We start from the raw sequence: 16,883 nt of genomic DNA, 5'->3' as shown, positions 1-16,883 counted from the left end.
TCTCTCAGGAATGCCCATAACAAAAAAAGTACCTTTTCCACTTGGAAAAGGTTGTTATACCAGCCTTCGAGAAATCATATTACTGTATTTAGGGGAGCGTGTCAATAAATGTTGACAAATTTCATCTTCCTTATATTACTGGTTATTTATAATTGCCCATAAAGTGTTTGCTCTGCTTGTTGAATAAGACGTTTTGTTATCGTTCCCCCTACTGAACCTGCGTCTCTTGACGATAAATGCCCCCAGCTATCACGTGAAGAAATTCCGTATCCTGACACCGGTATTGCACCTAGTTCGGAGCTGAATTCTGTATCTGCAAGTCCGCTTTGAATCCCGTTATAAGCTACAGGAAGCCCCAATTCAGCAGCAATCTCATATTTCATACGATATAATGCATCTTTACTTGCAGGGACCAGTTTCTTTTTGTTAGCCATTAAAATCTCCTCCTCGTTTGTTTTGTGCAGTGCTCATCAGAAACATCAATTGATTAGATGTTTATAGTATGTACTGCACTTACACCTCCACTCGAAGGAATAGTTGCTGCTTCTTCCTATAAAAAGAAAGAACGGCATCGCTGCCGCTCTTCATTACAGTAGCACTTGTTATTTTAGCCAGCGTATAGACTTACGAATAAAGCGCTACGCATTGCTATTCGAATTGCTATCGGTTGACTGTTCAGCCTGCTCCTCCACAGGGATTTGCTTCACTTCATAGCCACCACGTACAGCGACCACAACTTGATTTTTAGGTGTGTCAGAAGCTGTAATACCACGACCGTCTCTTGGGAATAACAATAGATGATTGTTCGCAACCGTCATGCCATTAGTCAAGTCTTTGCCTTCCGTTAAGTCTGATACACCACTTGCATCAGAACTGTATATCGTTGACTTTCCAGCACGGACTACAAATTCAGCTCCTGCCTTACCAATCAGCATTTGGCCCGGCTTAATCGTTACAATTTTCATTGCTGAACTTTCAGTTGTTGGCTTATCATTTCCTGTTGGAGGCTTACTACCTCCCGTCGAGGAACCGCTGCCCTTACCGATTTCAGCCTTCAATGCATCGATTTGCTTATCGACATAACTTTTGGTCACGAGCGGGTCTTGAGAATCCCCAGGCTGTGCATGCAGCGTTGTACGGTTAGAACCGACAAGACTGCTAGTGATAAGTATCGCTCCAATTGCAGCAACTGTTAAGCCTAGTTTGAATTTCTTAGTCATAATCGCTCCTTGTTAGTAAAGTCATTAAAAATTACTCTGGTGCTCCAAAAGAATAGACTTTATGAGTGAGCAACAATTTTCGTGCATCGTTAACTTCATCATAAATATTCAAAGTAAATCCTGAATTAACGATGCCTTTCATATCAAGATCATTTATTGTAAAGCTTCCTTTTATTTTATCACCAATACTCAAACCACCACTTGTTTCAAACTCAAATGGCTTATCTACCTTCTTACCGTTATATTCTATTTCCATAACAAGCTTGCGCTTATTCATCATATGATCAAACGGCTTGTAAGAAGACAAGTTGTATTCAAAATTAAACTGCACAGAATCTTCACCGTTGAGAACAGCATTAATTCGATTAAATTTAAACGTATAAGGTCTTAGTTCCAATGGTTCAAACAGAGAATGAACTCGCTTGTTCTCTTCCTTCAATGCTAGTAGTGCGGCATTTACATAGCTGTCAGCTTTTTCATTTCCGCTTGCGTACTTACCCCCAGCAATTCCTTGTCCAACTAGCAACTTCAAATCCTGCGCTGTATAGCGCTTAGGAACTGTAGCAGAAACACTAATTAAATTTGCAGAATCAGGTCCTACCTCTGTTTCAATAGTCGTGATTTTAGCAGGTATTTGGGTTCCGTCTTCCAAATAGTAATAAGCTTGTAGACTAGGAAGTTTACCATAACGTGTTCCTACATTTCTATAAGTTAAAAGGGACTCAACCACATTAGCTCCCTTCGTCTCATATGTGTTCGTTTCTACAACACCCAATGTTGCTTTCATACCAGGCTGCTCAAGTGTATAATCCGAAGTTGAGCCTGGTTGATACACTGGTATACTAGCTTTATCCGCAGACACCATGAAATTCCCCATCGTTTTGATAGGCTTATCATCAACTGTCTCAGATAACTGTACTTTAGCGTTAGTAAATTTCGCTTGACTGGATACCTTTGTGGTCAAGATTAGCTTACCGCTCTCACCCGGATTCAAGCCAATCTTCTCTTCAATCGCAAGCATTTTTATATCTTTACTATTGATTTTGACACCATTAAACCATGTTGTAGCAGCCATTTTCGGCATAGGTTGAATTTCTTTACCTATGTTCTTAACAGTTACCGTAGCATTAACGATATCTTGGCTATCCCATGGCAAACGCTCAAAGTTCTCAACGGATACTTCGTACGCACCCTGTTTGTTTACATAGGTTGATTTGCTGCTTTCTTTAATCGGTTCAGTAGAAGGAATAACATGCTGACCAACGACATAGTCATTCCGTTTACCTTCATCCGCTGTTTTTCTTACGATTAATTTCAAGCCATCCATGGAAACATTTGCAGGCAATGATGCAGTCATCGTTATTTCTTTCGTTACCCCTGGCAAAAGGGTTATATCTGTTTCCGTATCCGTTGTTTCTAAAGGAAACATGGTTTGCGCAAATGTGGACAAGTAATACTGGTATTTAGGAAGCTTTACTGGTTTCTTCCCAGCATTCTTCAACTCATAGCTCAAAGTAATATTATGATATTCCGTATTGGAATCAACCATCATATTTGCCACTTTACTTCTTACAACTTGGCCATCAACTAATAAAGTGTTTTCTTGATTTTTCCCCGTTATTGCTTCAGCTTGCTGTTTTATAGTCAATGCAGAATAAGCCAAAGGAATTTCAACCTTTGTTTCTGTTCCACTTTCCTCAGCAATAAACAATTGATACTTCTCTTTTCTCATATTGTCTGGAAGCTTAGTATGTAACTTTATACTCTTCGTTTCACCCGGAAGGACTTGAATATCGGTTTGCTCCGACTCCAATAGATAATTTCGGTTCTGATTCGTTCTTAAATAAAACTTATAAGGGTTTAATGTAACAGTACCCGCCGTTTTGTTCTTAATTTGCAAAGTCAGATTCGCTTCTGTTTGATTTCCATTTTCAATAAGTTGCAGGGAAGAAGGAGTAGTTAACAAAGTTGTGCTACCACTCTTAATTTCTCTATTAACACCAACCGGAGTAACATTCGAATATTTCGCCGGTATCCCAATCGTCCCGATACGACGCTCTAAGTTAGGACGGGAAAAATCCCACTTGATAACATCAAATAACAAATTATGTAGATTAAGTTTGCTATTCACTTTTGTATATACTTTAAAAGTCTTAGTTGTATTTGCTCGGACTAAATTATCTTTCTTCTCTGTCAGACCCATTAAACTAATAGGGTAACTTTCCCCTGTAGTGGATCGAATAGAGAACCAGTAATCAAGTAAATTAATAGGTTTGCTGTCTTTATTTACTACCGTGACCGTGTAGTAAACGATCTTATCATTTTTGGCATGATAAAATTGTATATCATCGATTTGAACATAACTATTCTTACTTAAATTAACCTTCTTCAATGATGCTGGTTTAAATGTTGAGTTTGTATTGGATTTGTTAGACTTAGTGTTTACTGTTTTAACCGTACTTGTTGCAGGTTTAGCTGCTTCTATACTGGATGGAGATACAAACGACACTGCCATCATGAATGACATTATAGCAGCAATCTTGCCTCTATTAGTTAACAATACTATTCACTCCCATAAGTTAGTCCATCTACCTTTAATACGTATACTGTACGCTTAAAGTTGCTAAGAGGGAAGTTAAAATAATTTAATAAAATAAAAAGAACCTCAGTCTAAAGACTGAGGTTCTTGACATTATTAGTGTAGTTGTCTATTAAACAATTACAACTTTAATGCTTGTAGAAACGTTGTTAGAAGCGATAAATGTTACAGTGAACTCGCTACCAACTTTAAGATCTGTTGCAGATACTTGGTTAGCTGTCAAACCGTCATTCACGAATTTAACGCCTTCAGATCCAACAGAAAGGTCAGCTTTCAAGTCTGCTGCATTAGCAAGCTTCTCAACACCGTATTGGTCTTTAACCAATACTACTGGGAACAAGTCAGCAATTTGAACCTTTCCATCAGTAGCTTTAATTGTTACAACTGGAGCTTTTACGTCAACAACAGTACCAGCAGCTTTTTCTGCAAGCTTGATGGAAGCAGGAGCAGATTTCGCTTTAGAAACTGTAACTTCTTTAGTAAGTTGTGCATTTTCAGCACCGTCGATGTTGATTAGCAACTTAACTTTAACTTCGTTTTTGTCACCGTAGTTAGTAAGGCCATCAGCAACAAGCTTACCATTTACGAAGTTAACTTTTTCGTTGTCAGTGCTAACTGTGTACAAGGAAGAATCGATAGCAACTTTTTGACCGCTAGCGTTCACACCAGATACTTTAAGTTCTGTTTTGTACTTCTCTACGTAGTTAACATCTGTTACACCCGCTCCTGTAAGGTCAGCGATTGTAGCAACATCTTCTACTACGTAAGAAGTAATAGCACTCTTACCAACAACATTCACATTGAATGCGTAAGTAGAACGAGTATCAGGTTGGCCATCTGGCTTAACAAGTGTCAACTCAAGGGATGCGGATCCTTTTTTAACACCTTTAACAGAGATAGCTTTGTTGTCCTTGCTAAGTACAGTATCATCAGCTGCTACTGTAACAAGCTCAGGGTTGTTGTTTTTCAATTGCAATTTGTAACCAAGCTCAAGAGCTTTATCAAGTGTCATTTCACGACCGTATTGATCTTGAATCTTGATGTTGTCTTTATTCAAGTCAGCTGTTGCATTTTCACCAACGTTAATACCGTTAGAAGCTACACCAGAGATAACTTGTGGGAAAGCTTTCTTCTTAACTGTGAAGTTAACATAAGAGAATTGAGCAGTGTTAGGAATGTTAGATGTAACACTTGCGAATTCTTCTTTATCTGAGTCTTTAGCTTTGTACTCAATTACAAGATCTTTTGTAATTGGGTCTTTTTTAGCTTCAACGTTGTTACCAGTGATTTTAACATTTTTCAAAGCTTCGAAAGAAGTAAGTTTGTTTCCAAACTGATCTTGAGCTTCGAAAGGAATCTTAACTGTTTCACCAGCAGCTACGATGTCCGGGTTAAGCAATTTAAAGCTTGTTACAGTAGCAGCTTTTGCAACTTCAACTTCATGGCTGAATTGCTTAGAAGAAAGCAAACCGTGAAGATTGATTGTTACTTTGCCATCAAAGCGAAGTTCACCTTCACCTTTATTTACAAAGCCCAATGCAAGGCTACCGTCTTTTTGGTGTACTTGTGCATATGTTGCACCAGTAACCGTTTGAACAGCAAGAACGCCTTGGTTTGTAGTGTACGCGTACACAGAATCTTTCAATTGATCTTGAGTCAATTTGTTACCGTATTGGTCAAACGCATCGAACAACAAGAAGAATTCAGAGTAGTTAGCATCTGTATTCAAAGTTTTCTTTTCTGGGTGGTAGATACCTTTGAAGTCAACTTTGTCAAGAACTGCGAACTCACTTACAGTTACAACTTGGCTCAAGTTTGCAGCAAACTTATGAGTGTCAAGAGCACTGATGCTGATTTTTTCATTCAACATGAACTTACCAAAGTTTCCTTTAGGTCCATTAGAATGCAATACTAGACGGCTGTTTTTAGCATCTACTTCAAGATTACCTTTAGACACGTTCCACTCTACAGAAGCAGTGTTGGAAATGTCGTCGCCGTATTGGTTTGTAATTTTGTATCCGATAGATACACTTTCAAGATCTTTAGAGATAGCAGCTTTGTCGCCAAGAAGAGCGATTTTAGCAACTTTCTCTTCTTCTACTTTGAAAGTAGTAGAAATTGGTTGGTAAGAAGCACCAGTAACAGTCAACGTGTACTCGCCTTCTGCCATTTTAGCACCAAGTTCAACTTGAGCAGTTGTCTTAGTGTCGTCGAATTTAACTTCTTTGTTAGTCAAAACGCTAGAACCACGTTTGATTTCAACTTTTACTTTAGCTGGATCAACTGTACGGTTCAATTTAGCTTCAACTTTTTTCAAGCCAGCAACTTTAGCTTCAACTTTCAAAGCTTCAAGTGTAACTTTAACTTGGTGTTTAGCACCTTTATGTGTAACTTCAACAGTTGTTTCTTGACCTTCTACAAGAGCTTTGTCAAGAGTATGTTTTACAGTTTCACCGTCAGTGAACTTAACTTCGATTGTTTTCTCGTCAAGTGCTTTTACGGATTCAACTTTTACAGAAGTTTTTTGTTTAACTTCGTAAGCAGCTTCTACCAATACAGCGCGTTGAACTGGAACGTTCCATTTGCCGTCTACGGAGAAGTCAAAGCCAGCTGCTTTGATTGCTGCAACGTAGCCGTATGCCCATTTGGACACGCCTTCTACTGCTGGAGCATCTTCAACTTTTTTCAAGCCAAGAGCCAATGCGAAGGATTTCGCCATTTGCTCACCAGTTACTTTACCTTTAAGATCGAACTTCTCGTTACCTACACCAGTCATGTATCCAGCTTTAGTAACAGCTTCGATGTAACCTTTAGCCCAGCTAGTGCTGTAACCTTTGTCTTTGAAGGAGTTACCTTCTTCTTTGGACAAACCAGCTGTAAGAGCCAAGATTTTAGCGAACTGAGCGCGGTCAGTCAAAGTGTTAAGTTGTGGATCAACGTTACCGTTTTTGTCTTTAACACCAGCGAAGATACCATCTTTCACCAATGCTTCGAATTTTTCTTTAGTTGTGAGTTGTGCTTCAGCACCGAATGCTACGTTTGCGAACATAGAGAACGCCATAGCAACGGAAAGCAGCATAGCCAATCTTTTCTTCATAACCTTTTTTTCTCCTCCTCTAAATTGCTTCGGTTGTTGAGAGTGTTGCTCTGAAAGATTTCTCATTTCCCTCATCGCCGATTCACCCCCTTCCTATAAGTAGAGCGAAATGGTTTATAAAAAATGAAGTCTGTAACATGAGTCATGCCACAGAAACTCGTAATCGAATTGGGATTAAATAGAGATAATTCTTCCACTCTAGACATTATACATGTACCAAAGCCTAGCGTAAAGCATATTTTTGTGAAAAACAGGGAAGACTAATAAATTATTTCCGCTTGTTTTTCGACTTCATGTAATTAAACGCGCTAGTTGCAAAAAAGTTGCGGCTAGAGCAAAAAAACTTTTTCTTTTTCAAAACTCATAAGAATAAACCGTCTCTTTGAATCAGTGTACAAGCAAGATATATGCAATATCACATGACTTTTCAGTAGCGATAAATTACATAATAAACCATAGCAATTATTAATTTAATTAATAGTTAAGTAAACTAAGATTACTTTATCAATTCTAAAAGAGAAATCGAGGTAGAAACTAACTACCTCGACACTCTCCATTGAATTATCATCATTAATGATTGAAAGCAAAATACTTAAAACCACTACGATCGATCGATCAAGACATCTTAGGTAGCTTTTTCAAATCGATCATGACACGTGCAATAATTACAGCTGCATCTCCACGAAGCATGTTAGCTTCTGGATTAAACACAAAGCCCTTCTCTGGATCAGAAGGATCGATCGGCATACCTTCGATCAAGCCTTTCTTAGCAATTGCTAATACGGCCGGCTGAGCGTAATAATCAATCTTGTCTGCGTCCTTAAAGAACTTCAACAGATCTTTGCGAATTTTACTGCGATCCGTCTCCATTTTCAAGTTCATCGCTTTCGCGATCATTACCGATGCATCTTGACGAGTTAAGTTGGAATCTACACCAAATACATTTGGAGAAATACCTCGCACAATACCTTCTCGTGCTGCTGTTTCAATGTATCGGAAATCCCATAGGCCTGCTATATTAACTTGGCTCAAGTCTTGATCAGATGGCCAATCCGCATCATCGAAATGACGAGGTCCTTCATAATTAAGCGGCAAATCAAGTGCTTTAACAATCATACGTGTAAACTCAGCACGACTTACATACATGTCTGTTCCAAATGAGCTTAGAGGCTGTTCAGGATTCATAACCCCTTTACCAAGTACAGACTCGACATAGTTACGTGCATATGGATGCTGCACAACATCGTTGTAGGATGAACCTAACTTAGCTACTACATAGTAACCAAATTTGCGGAATGGCACTGTAATGGTGCGTTTTTTGTCATCCACGACACCACCGATATTTTCCCATTGCTTTAATTCTGGATCGAAACGGAATACGGTAACAAGCTTACCGCCTTCTTGTGCCATGTTTTTGTCGTAAGATAGTGTGAGCTTTCCTTCTTTAGAAGGAACAAGTTCACGATCCATTGTACGATTATAGAACATGCCCACAGGCGCATTCGGGAATTGATATGGATCATTACCAAAAGCAATCGGATCGTACTCAGCCTTCGTCATCAGATCATCAGCTAATCCTGGATCAATCCAGTAAACTGGGCTAGCTTTGATGAAGCTTTCTGGGAAGCTGCCTCGGAAAACGTTCCCTGCTTGGTTCATTTCCAAGTCAAAGTTAGCTGGAAGCTTATCTGCTTCAAAGTCATATTGATTCACACGACCATTCTCTGGGTTAGCAATCGAGAACAACATCTGATTACCAGAGTACACTTGATGTTTAAATTCTTCTGATTTATTAGCATCACGACGTATAAGTGATGTCCCCTTCGGGAAAGAAAGACGCAAGTTATTATCAAATGCTTTGTGAGAAGATTTCATTGTTTCCATGTACTGTGCACCCGGAATGGTTGTCGGTACATATTTAACATTAAAATGAGCCTTCTCTACGTCATCACCGCGTGTAATCGTAAACTCAATTTTATTTTCGCGATTTGGCTTTAATCCCGTTACAACCGTACGGAATGCATCTTCATATACGATACTACCATCATAGAAGCGGTCATACTTTTGTCTTTTTGCTTCAATTTTATTAATTACTACCTTATCAGCACCTGGAGAATGAATAACCACTTCCAAGAAGTTCTGATTGATTACACGAATTTGATCAACAGGTTGAACAACCATGTATGGCACATTAATTGGCACAACTTCCAAACGAGCAGTAGCTCGCGGACCACTCTCACCGTTATTGTAAACAGCGATATTCAATACAACAGGACTACCGTCTAGTGGAATGTCCATATTAGAAATTTTAAAAGCAAAACTTTGCAAATCAGCATTATATTGAACTGTTAGTCCGTCAACAGATGCTCCATCTGTATCTTCATACAATATTTGCCCATTCTGAACTGCCGTGAACTTGTCACTCAATGTCCAAGAGAGCTTCTTATTTAAATTCGGTGAAGTAATCACAATTTTATACTTATCAGAATTTTTTACATTTCCTGCTCCAAGAAGACGAAGATTGGAGATTGCTGATTTTATTTCTGCTTCTGTTCGGCCTAAGTCATAGAAGTCAAAAGTTCCATAAACATTCATCTTACTCTCGCGAGTGTAGTAAATGCCGCCCTTTTTCTCGAACTTGTCATTATTCGGCTTTGGTATAATCGCTCCTTGTGTAACACTATAAGGGAATACACCATCTGTATCCGGCGCTGGGATTACTGGAATGTTAAGCGGAATAATAGTAACCGTCGTTACTTTTTCGTAAATCGCTTCTTTTGTACGATATACAAATTTTATTTTGTTCTCTCCGATAAATAACGCATCTGCTGCTTTACTAATATTATCCTTGGGAGTTGCATTATCATTAGCAAGCCTAAATTTTGTTTTATCCTTACCAGGTACTTGCTCCAACTTTAATTCTGTATTATTTAAATACATATAAACATTACGTTTTGTAGCATCGGAATATTCAATTGAACTTGTATCAGCTACGTTCAACAATGTACCTTCCAAGAGCTTAAAATGTTTATTTTCAGTAATAATATCTTTTAGTTGTCCAGTAGTTGTGTCAAATTTAATTTGCATTCCATCGTAAACGGAATCAAATTTCACAAATGGTCCATACAGCAACGTTACTGTTGCAAAATATGGCGTAGTTGAACCGTTAATTTTAAACTCAATTTTCTGTTTACCGCTAATCGGCAACGCATCTAACGTATAAATAACGCGCGTCAACGTCGTAGGTACACCATTAATGTTCTCAACTACAGTTCCACCGACTATTTTATTAGTTAGTTTTGCTTTCGCAACCTGAGCAGCGTCCAGGGCCTTATCAGCGTAGTCCTTAATTCCCGTGATTTCTATTTCTTGAGTACCGTAATTAGCAACCAGGAATTCTATTGCGGTAGGTAATGAAGACATCTCCGCTTTATCAAGCTTAGTTCCTGACAGGTTTAAAATATCACTTTCCGCCATACCTGGACGGTAGTTACTAAGATAACGAATATCATGAATAATCGGCTTGTCTGCCGCTGTCAGTGTAAAGCCCATTACTGTGCTTCTATCTTTGAAGCCGGTAGAAAGGTTCGTTCCAACTAATTCTAATTGCATCAACTTATCTAGTTGTCCATTTAAGTGGTTACCTTCACGAACTTCAAAATCAACAAGGACATAGTCATCGATAATTTGTTCATTCATGTAAGTCGCCTTCATAACACTAGGCAATCCTGTTAAAGAGTATTCAATGTTAATAGCAGGATTCGTTGTTCCCTTTGCAATAGGAATAATCGCTTTACCATAGATAATCATATCGGTCGGCTTATTCAACGTAGGATTCGTCGATAGATCAACCTTGTCAGAGCCATTTTTAAAATGCACATCGTAGAACGTAACTGTGTTGTTGTAAAGTGCAACCTCACGTACTGTCTCTACCGTTTGGGTGCCATTGATCGCACGAATTTTAACTAGGTTCTTACCCTTGTTAAGTACAATTGGTGAAGCAAAGAACTCCCAATTGTTATTTTTAGAAACGTTAAATGTCCAGCTATTGTTATTAACGACAACTTGAACTTTTTCAGCATTTTTTGCTTTACCAGTAATACTTACAGAAGCTGAATCTTTATTAGTAGGCGTTGTTGATTTAACAATAGTCGTTCCGATTTCTTTCAATTCTTGACGCGCACCATTCAAAGATACTTGCAAATCAGTCAAGGTCGGTCCGTTACGATATTCAACGTAGATCGAATCGTACACTTCCGTGGAGCCCTGCAAACCCTTGAACGTAATGCGGTTCAAACCAGAGAACAATTGAAGGTTAAATACTTTCAAGTTGGTTCCGTTGATTATTATATTTGCTGTCTGCTCCTCGCGAGAAGCTACAACATGTTCTTTATCGTCAGGTGTCATCGTAATTTGTTGCACAGTATATGAGATTCCCTTTGCGCCCACACCGTTAATAGAGCCATCCAAAGTAATACGTTCATCGCTAGTAACCCTAGCACTTTTTGCGTCATATTGCTCATTTGGGAATACGAAAAATCCCCCGCCCGCAGCTTGAGCTACCGAACCAAATGGCAGTGGCACCATCGTAATGAGAAGGGCTAATGTCAGCATGATCGCTAAGCATTTCTTCAAAGCGGGTGTCTTCCTTAGTGCTATCATTATCTTCGCTCCTTACCTAATAATTTGTGTACTCATGTTATCGGTTAGAAACATGTAAATGTTTAGATTATCATGTAAATCGATTACAAAAAGCGACAGATAACACAAAAAAACCTCCCCCTAGCAGTTCGCTAGGAAAGGAGGTTGTACTTAATGTTTATGAATCTGAACGCGACTCAACTTTGACGCGAATACGATGAAGCATATCCAGCATTGGTCTTCGTTTTTTACTTACAATACCGATGACTTCAGCTCCCAATTGCAAAGCAACAAGCAGAATACAGATTACTACAAAAGTAACCCAGTTCGCATGATGCGAAGCGGCAACCGACTGCACGATAGCAAGAATACCGAAGAACGTTGCAATAGCATAAATGATGAGTACTGTCTTACGATGACTAAAGCCAAGCTCTCGCAAACAATGATGTAAGTGGCCTTTGTCAGGAGCAAAGATTGGCTTCTTTTGCAGCCAACGACGAACGATGGCAAAGAACGTATCAGATAATGGCACTCCAATAATAAGAAGCGGTGTAACGAAAGATACGATTGCAACTTGCTTGAATCCTAGCATAGATAAGACCGCGAGACTAAAACCTAAAAATAGTGAACCCGAGTCCCCCATAAATATGCGGGCCGGATGAAAATTAAAGAACAAAAATCCAATAATACTGCCTAGTAACAACGCACATAATAGAATGACTACTGGATTACCCATAAATACGGCCATCACAAGCAGCGTAGCAATAGAAATACCAGATACGCCAGCAGCAAGCCCGTCCAATCCGTCAATCAAGTTGATTGCATTCGTCACACCAACAATCCAGAAGATAGTCAGTGGAATCGCAATCCAGTCATCAATAGACAAATATTGATTGCCGAAAGGTACATTTACGAAGTTGACCGTTAGGTCGAATCCAAATACAACTACACATGCTGCAATAATTTGTCCAAGGAGCTTAACCTTAGCAGACAACTCATAAAGGTCGTCCAATGCTCCAATCAATACGATAATTGAGCCACCAGCTAAAAGTCCCCATACGAGGTTGCTGTCTCGCTCAGTAGATAACAATAGGTCAGGTGCAACAACCATTAAGCCTAACAGCGATATTACAAATGCACCAAAAATGCCGAGTCCACCCATGCGAGGCATAATCCGAGTGTGTACTTTTCGAGCATTAGGTACATCAACTGCTCCGATCTTAATAGCAAAAGCTTTAACTAACGGTGTTAAGCCAGTGGCTAAAAGCAATGCCAGCAGCCCACCAAGTACATATACGGTTACCATCGGTTATTATCAACCTCCATTTGACTCCGGATTGAATTATACTCCGTTCGAAATGGAAACACCAGCGCCCAAATCAGCAGGAAAATAGGCGATATCGTGAGCTTATAGGCGAATTCATTACTTTTTCTTCACCTTTCCTTTGTCTCGCACCACTTTCCACACAAATCTAGGAAGCGCAAGCATCCGCTTGAAGCGCCAAGGTTCTTTAATCAAGCGATAGAACCATTCTAGACGTAAAGAACGCATCCATTTCGGAGCTCGTTTCAACTTTCCAGAGATAACATCGAAGCTTCCGCCGACGCCCATCATAATCGGAACATTCAACTGTTCCCGATAGCGGGCAATCCACGGCTCCTGAGTTTCAGCTCCCCTAGCGACAAATAGCAAATCAGGCTGAGCTTGTACAATTTCGTTAATAACGGCTTCATCTTCCTTTTCAGTAAAGAATCCATCACGGCATCCAACGATCTGCACACCTGGATACAATTCCTTCAATCGATTGGCAGCTGCCTCGACAACTTCCGGAGCTGCTCCAAGCATATATACTTTCCAGCCCTCGTCATTACCCACCTTCATCAATTCATAAAGCAGATCAAATCCTGTAACCCGCTCTTGCAAAGGATCTCCGATGTAATCAGCTGCCCATACGATACCCGTTCCGTCAGCCACAATAATATCCGCTTGCTCCATAATCCGCATATGATGCTCATTTTCAATCGCATTCATCAAAATAATCGGATTCGCAGTAATGACATGAGTAGGTCTTCGATCTGCAATAGCAGAAGCCATCCAGTCGACAGTTTCCTTCATCGTCATTTTAGAAAATGGCACACCATATATTGAGACTGTTGCATAATCCCTTGTCGGGTTCATTATATCACCTAGTTCGTTTGACGCAGTAACTGTACCACTTGTTTCGCTGGTAGCTCTGCTTCTTGTATAAGTTGCTGAATAACCTCTTGATGCTGCTCACGCCATCTTTCCGTATTGCTTAAAACAGAAGACGCTTGTTCTGCCGCACGCTGAGGATGAAGCTGCTTAGTCGTTCCGATCGCCTGCTCACCTAAGCGATTGAGAAACTGATCAATCTTAGGATCATAGGATATTCCCAATACAGGAACCTGTTGGGAAGCTGCATAAATGAGAGAGTGCAACCTCATACCAACAAGTACACGACAACGACTTACTTCCTTTAGCATGTCCAAAGGATGCGGATATATGGGACTGATACTGACAGCCGAGCCATGTTTGTCTACATTGCTCAGACGATCCATAACATAACGGGATGCTGCCTCATCCGAGTGACCATGAAACGGAAGGAAACGAATATGCAATTGCTGCTGTTCCATCCATTGTTGCAGCATCTCCGCAATGCGGTCCATATCCGTACGATCCTCATTCCAAAATCGAACGGATACACCGACAATAGGTCTTCCCTCTTCATCAAATCCAGACGATTGAGGTGTACCTGATGGAAGTCGCATTCCCATAACAGGATCAGGCACGACTTCAATGGAACTCTTATTGAGACCCATCTTCTCCAACAAAGCAGCAGACTCCACATCACGCACAGATACGTATGCAGAACGTGAAAATACATTTTTGATAAATGGATAGAACAGCTTCCGCTGAACGGGTCCAATTCCTTGTGCATATATAAATGTCGGCTTGCCTAGCCACTGTGCAAGTTTAATAACTCCAAGGTAATAAGGAATCGTCTTCGCACTAGTTGCATCTTGTAGCAAGCTCCCACCCCCACTAATGAGGGCGTGACTGTTCTTTAATGCTCGCCTAACTTCGCCAATCTTCATACGATGTACAGCGCGAACGCCATACAATGCTGTCGTAGCAGCAGGATCTCCAGATAACACAACAGGTTCAATGCGAATTCCAGCTTCTCGACCTGCTCGCTCTAACGCATTCAGGATCGAGTTGAGAACTGCTTCATCTCCACTGTTATTGAAGCCGTAGTAGCCAGAAATGACTACTGTTCGAACTTCGGACGCCATGCCTCCCAACACCTTTCTATCACAGTCCAAATTACCATTGCAATGACGCCGATAATTAAGCCCAGCCCCATGCCAAGCAGCGTACGCGCCAACGAAATCATAACCGGAGTATGAATGTGGGCGAAAGTATCCACCATGGACAATTGCCCAATTACCGCAATAATAAATAAGAATGAGCCCCAACGATAACGGAGTGCGATAAACGCTCCAGCTAACAACATCGGGTGTGCCAATAAAAATTCTTTGTTACGTGGGCGAACACCAAACGTACTTTCAAGGAATGTACGGAATGCCATTTCTAGAGAGCTTACGGAACCCGCATTGCCTGTACGAGACAAATAATACAGACCAATTACACCGATTACACCTAAAGATAACACCCAAAGGACGGTAATTGGCATAGCAAGCCAACGCTTAGCTTCTTTGAATACGGACTCGCCACGATATAGGAATACATACAAAGCTGTCAATGCAATTGGTGCAAGATGCAATAAACTTACGCCACGGAATTGATTCAGCACGAGGCTGTAAGTAATATTATTCAACAATGCAATGACGAAAGGTACTGCAATTAGCGATATAAGCGAAGTTCGTACGAACAATGCAACCGCTAGGCCTAAACGGCGGCCAATTGATGTAACTCGTGGTGACATCTCGATACGTCGTATCGCCAATATCATCGCAATAGTCGGTGCACTAATTGCTGCGCCAAGAGCTAAGGCTTGTTCCAGCAACCCTGACTTCTTCAGTACAAACAAGCCAGCGGCTCCTATTAAGCCTAACACGAATGCAGGCAGCATCACAAATGGAACAAAATATGAAAGAAGCAGCGCAATTAACGCTACAGCTCCCACAACGACAAGCGCTTTTGCATATCGCTGCCAATTAGCATCTACAACTTCAAACGGAGTTGCTTGTCCAAAAGAGAATCCATCTTCTGCAATCATAGCCAAGCCTTTGCCTGGTTCTTGCATCGAACGAATCAAATTATCTGTAGAATCAACAACGATGTTCTTCTTGGCGTCACGCTTCACCATCGCGTTCAAATAGAACATACGAATGTTGCGATCCTTAACAGCAAGCGCCATACGGTCACCAAGTACTTCTGGCTCATTGAAAGACTCTGATTCTCCAATGGAATGGATTCGAACCACATTATAGTCAATCAAAAAAGCCAATCGGTTAAAGCCTTTCTGTGGAGCTTTCAAGCCCTCGATCGTTGCAATACCAATCTGATGCTTCTTCAAAAGTTCAGCAAAGTTCGCCAAACTCTTCTTTTCTTCATCATCCGTGAATCCTTTTACCGATTCACCATCGAACAAGATACGCTTCACACCTAGCTGAGCAAACTGCTCCAATTGCTTGTCTACCTGTTCCGCATCGTATGGGATAGAATCAGACAAACGAGGCACAATCGCAAATCCTTTGCTCACAAGTAATTCCAATGCCATCGGATCATGCGGCAATGCTTGTAAAGTCGCAAACTCCATTGGCGTCTCTAGCACAAGACCCACTTTACCCTCTAGTTTCCAATCGCGGACAACAACCTCAAGCTGTGTAAAGGTGCTGCGGATCATTGGAGCAAGCTGCTTCGCTTCCTCTTCGCTGTTGAATAGCACATAAGTAAAGTTTTCAGTCATAGATGGCAGCTTCCCTTGCAGCATAGCTACCTGACTTGAATTGTACAAATAAATACGTTTGGCATTCTCAAGCTCACGCAAGGAGCTTTCAAACACCGCCATGGATTGAACACCGGCTTCTTTTAGCAAATCCAATCGCTCATTCAAATACGCCGTTGGATTCACTTGATACAATGAAATATCAATCAGGTCGCGGTAGTCCATCACAACTTCAACCTGCTTCGATGATTGCTCTGTCTGTACGCGCTGTACCGTAACCGCTAACGAAGCAATCACACCGATGATGACAAGAAGCCATAACCACTTCTTCGCACCACGGTTCCACTCTTCTAATTTATTAAGCACGTATTTCCCTCCTTGAAACGTTCCAC

At 40.6% G+C, this 16,883-nt stretch carries 9 protein-coding genes; all 9 read right to left on the bottom strand.

Features of this window, described 5'->3' with window-relative positions; translation table 11 throughout:
* Positions 1-146: 146 nt before the first annotated feature.
* Positions 147-434: an alpha/beta-type small acid-soluble spore protein gene (locus NQ117_RS13820; protein ID WP_258278608.1), complete on the bottom strand. Its 288-nt coding sequence runs from the start codon at positions 432-434 to the stop codon at positions 147-149.
* 204 nt (positions 435-638) lie between these two features.
* Entirely contained in the window at positions 639-1,220 is a 582-nt protein-coding gene (locus tag NQ117_RS13815) for a hypothetical protein (RefSeq protein WP_258278607.1), read from the bottom strand.
* A gap of 31 nt (positions 1,221-1,251) precedes the next feature.
* Positions 1,252-3,780 carry a hypothetical protein gene (locus tag NQ117_RS13810; protein ID WP_258278606.1) on the bottom strand — a complete coding sequence of 843 codons (2,529 nt, stop codon included), beginning with the start codon at positions 3,778-3,780 and terminating at the stop codon, positions 1,252-1,254.
* Between the two features lie 151 nt (positions 3,781-3,931).
* Positions 3,932-6,991: an S-layer homology domain-containing protein gene (locus NQ117_RS13805; RefSeq protein WP_258278605.1), complete on the bottom strand. Its 3,060-nt coding sequence runs from the start codon at positions 6,989-6,991 to the stop codon at positions 3,932-3,934.
* Positions 6,992-7,531: 540 nt separating this feature from the next.
* Complete coding sequence (locus tag NQ117_RS13800) at positions 7,532-11,578, bottom strand: S-layer homology domain-containing protein (RefSeq protein ID WP_258278604.1); 4,047 nt, start codon at positions 11,576-11,578, stop codon at positions 7,532-7,534.
* Between the two features lie 157 nt (positions 11,579-11,735).
* Entirely contained in the window at positions 11,736-12,863 is a 1,128-nt protein-coding gene (locus NQ117_RS13795) for an MraY family glycosyltransferase (RefSeq protein ID WP_258278603.1), read from the bottom strand.
* A gap of 117 nt (positions 12,864-12,980) precedes the next feature.
* Positions 12,981-13,736 carry a WecB/TagA/CpsF family glycosyltransferase gene (locus NQ117_RS13790; RefSeq protein ID WP_258278602.1) on the bottom strand — a complete coding sequence of 252 codons (756 nt, stop codon included), beginning with the start codon at positions 13,734-13,736 and terminating at the stop codon, positions 12,981-12,983.
* A gap of 8 nt (positions 13,737-13,744) precedes the next feature.
* Positions 13,745-14,872 carry a polysaccharide pyruvyl transferase CsaB gene (gene csaB, locus NQ117_RS13785; RefSeq protein WP_258278601.1) on the bottom strand — a complete coding sequence of 376 codons (1,128 nt, stop codon included), beginning with the start codon at positions 14,870-14,872 and terminating at the stop codon, positions 13,745-13,747.
* Positions 14,848-16,857 carry a DUF5693 family protein gene (locus NQ117_RS13780; protein ID WP_258278600.1) on the bottom strand — a complete coding sequence of 670 codons (2,010 nt, stop codon included), beginning with the start codon at positions 16,855-16,857 and terminating at the stop codon, positions 14,848-14,850. The genes csaB and NQ117_RS13780 overlap by 25 nt, the downstream gene beginning before the upstream one ends.
* Between the last annotated feature and the right edge of the window lie 26 nt (positions 16,858-16,883).

Origin of the sequence: Paenibacillus sp. SC116, from assembly GCF_024733555.1 — a bacterium.
Classification (GTDB): Bacteria; Bacillota; Bacilli; order Paenibacillales; family Paenibacillaceae; genus Paenibacillus_B.
Note: the sequence above shows the minus strand (reverse complement) of the source record. Positions and strands in the feature narration are given on the sequence as shown.

Excerpts from the sequence above, each read along its gene's own strand:
- NQ117_RS13820 (WP_258278608.1), bottom strand. The coding sequence starts at position 434 with ATGGCTAACAAAAAGAAACTGGTCCCTGCAAGTAAAGATGCATTATAT.
- NQ117_RS13815 (WP_258278607.1), bottom strand. The coding sequence starts at position 1,220 with ATGACTAAGAAATTCAAACTAGGCTTAACAGTTGCTGCAATTGGAGCG.
- NQ117_RS13805 (WP_258278605.1), bottom strand. The coding sequence starts at position 6,991 with ATGAGGGAAATGAGAAATCTTTCAGAGCAACACTCTCAACAACCGAAG.
- NQ117_RS13800 (WP_258278604.1), bottom strand. The coding sequence starts at position 11,578 with ATGATAGCACTAAGGAAGACACCCGCTTTGAAGAAATGCTTAGCGATC.
- NQ117_RS13795 (WP_258278603.1), bottom strand. The coding sequence starts at position 12,863 with ATGGTAACCGTATATGTACTTGGTGGGCTGCTGGCATTGCTTTTAGCC.
- NQ117_RS13790 (WP_258278602.1), bottom strand. The coding sequence starts at position 13,736 with ATGAACCCGACAAGGGATTATGCAACAGTCTCAATATATGGTGTGCCA.
- csaB (WP_258278601.1), bottom strand. The coding sequence starts at position 14,872 with ATGGCGTCCGAAGTTCGAACAGTAGTCATTTCTGGCTACTACGGCTTC.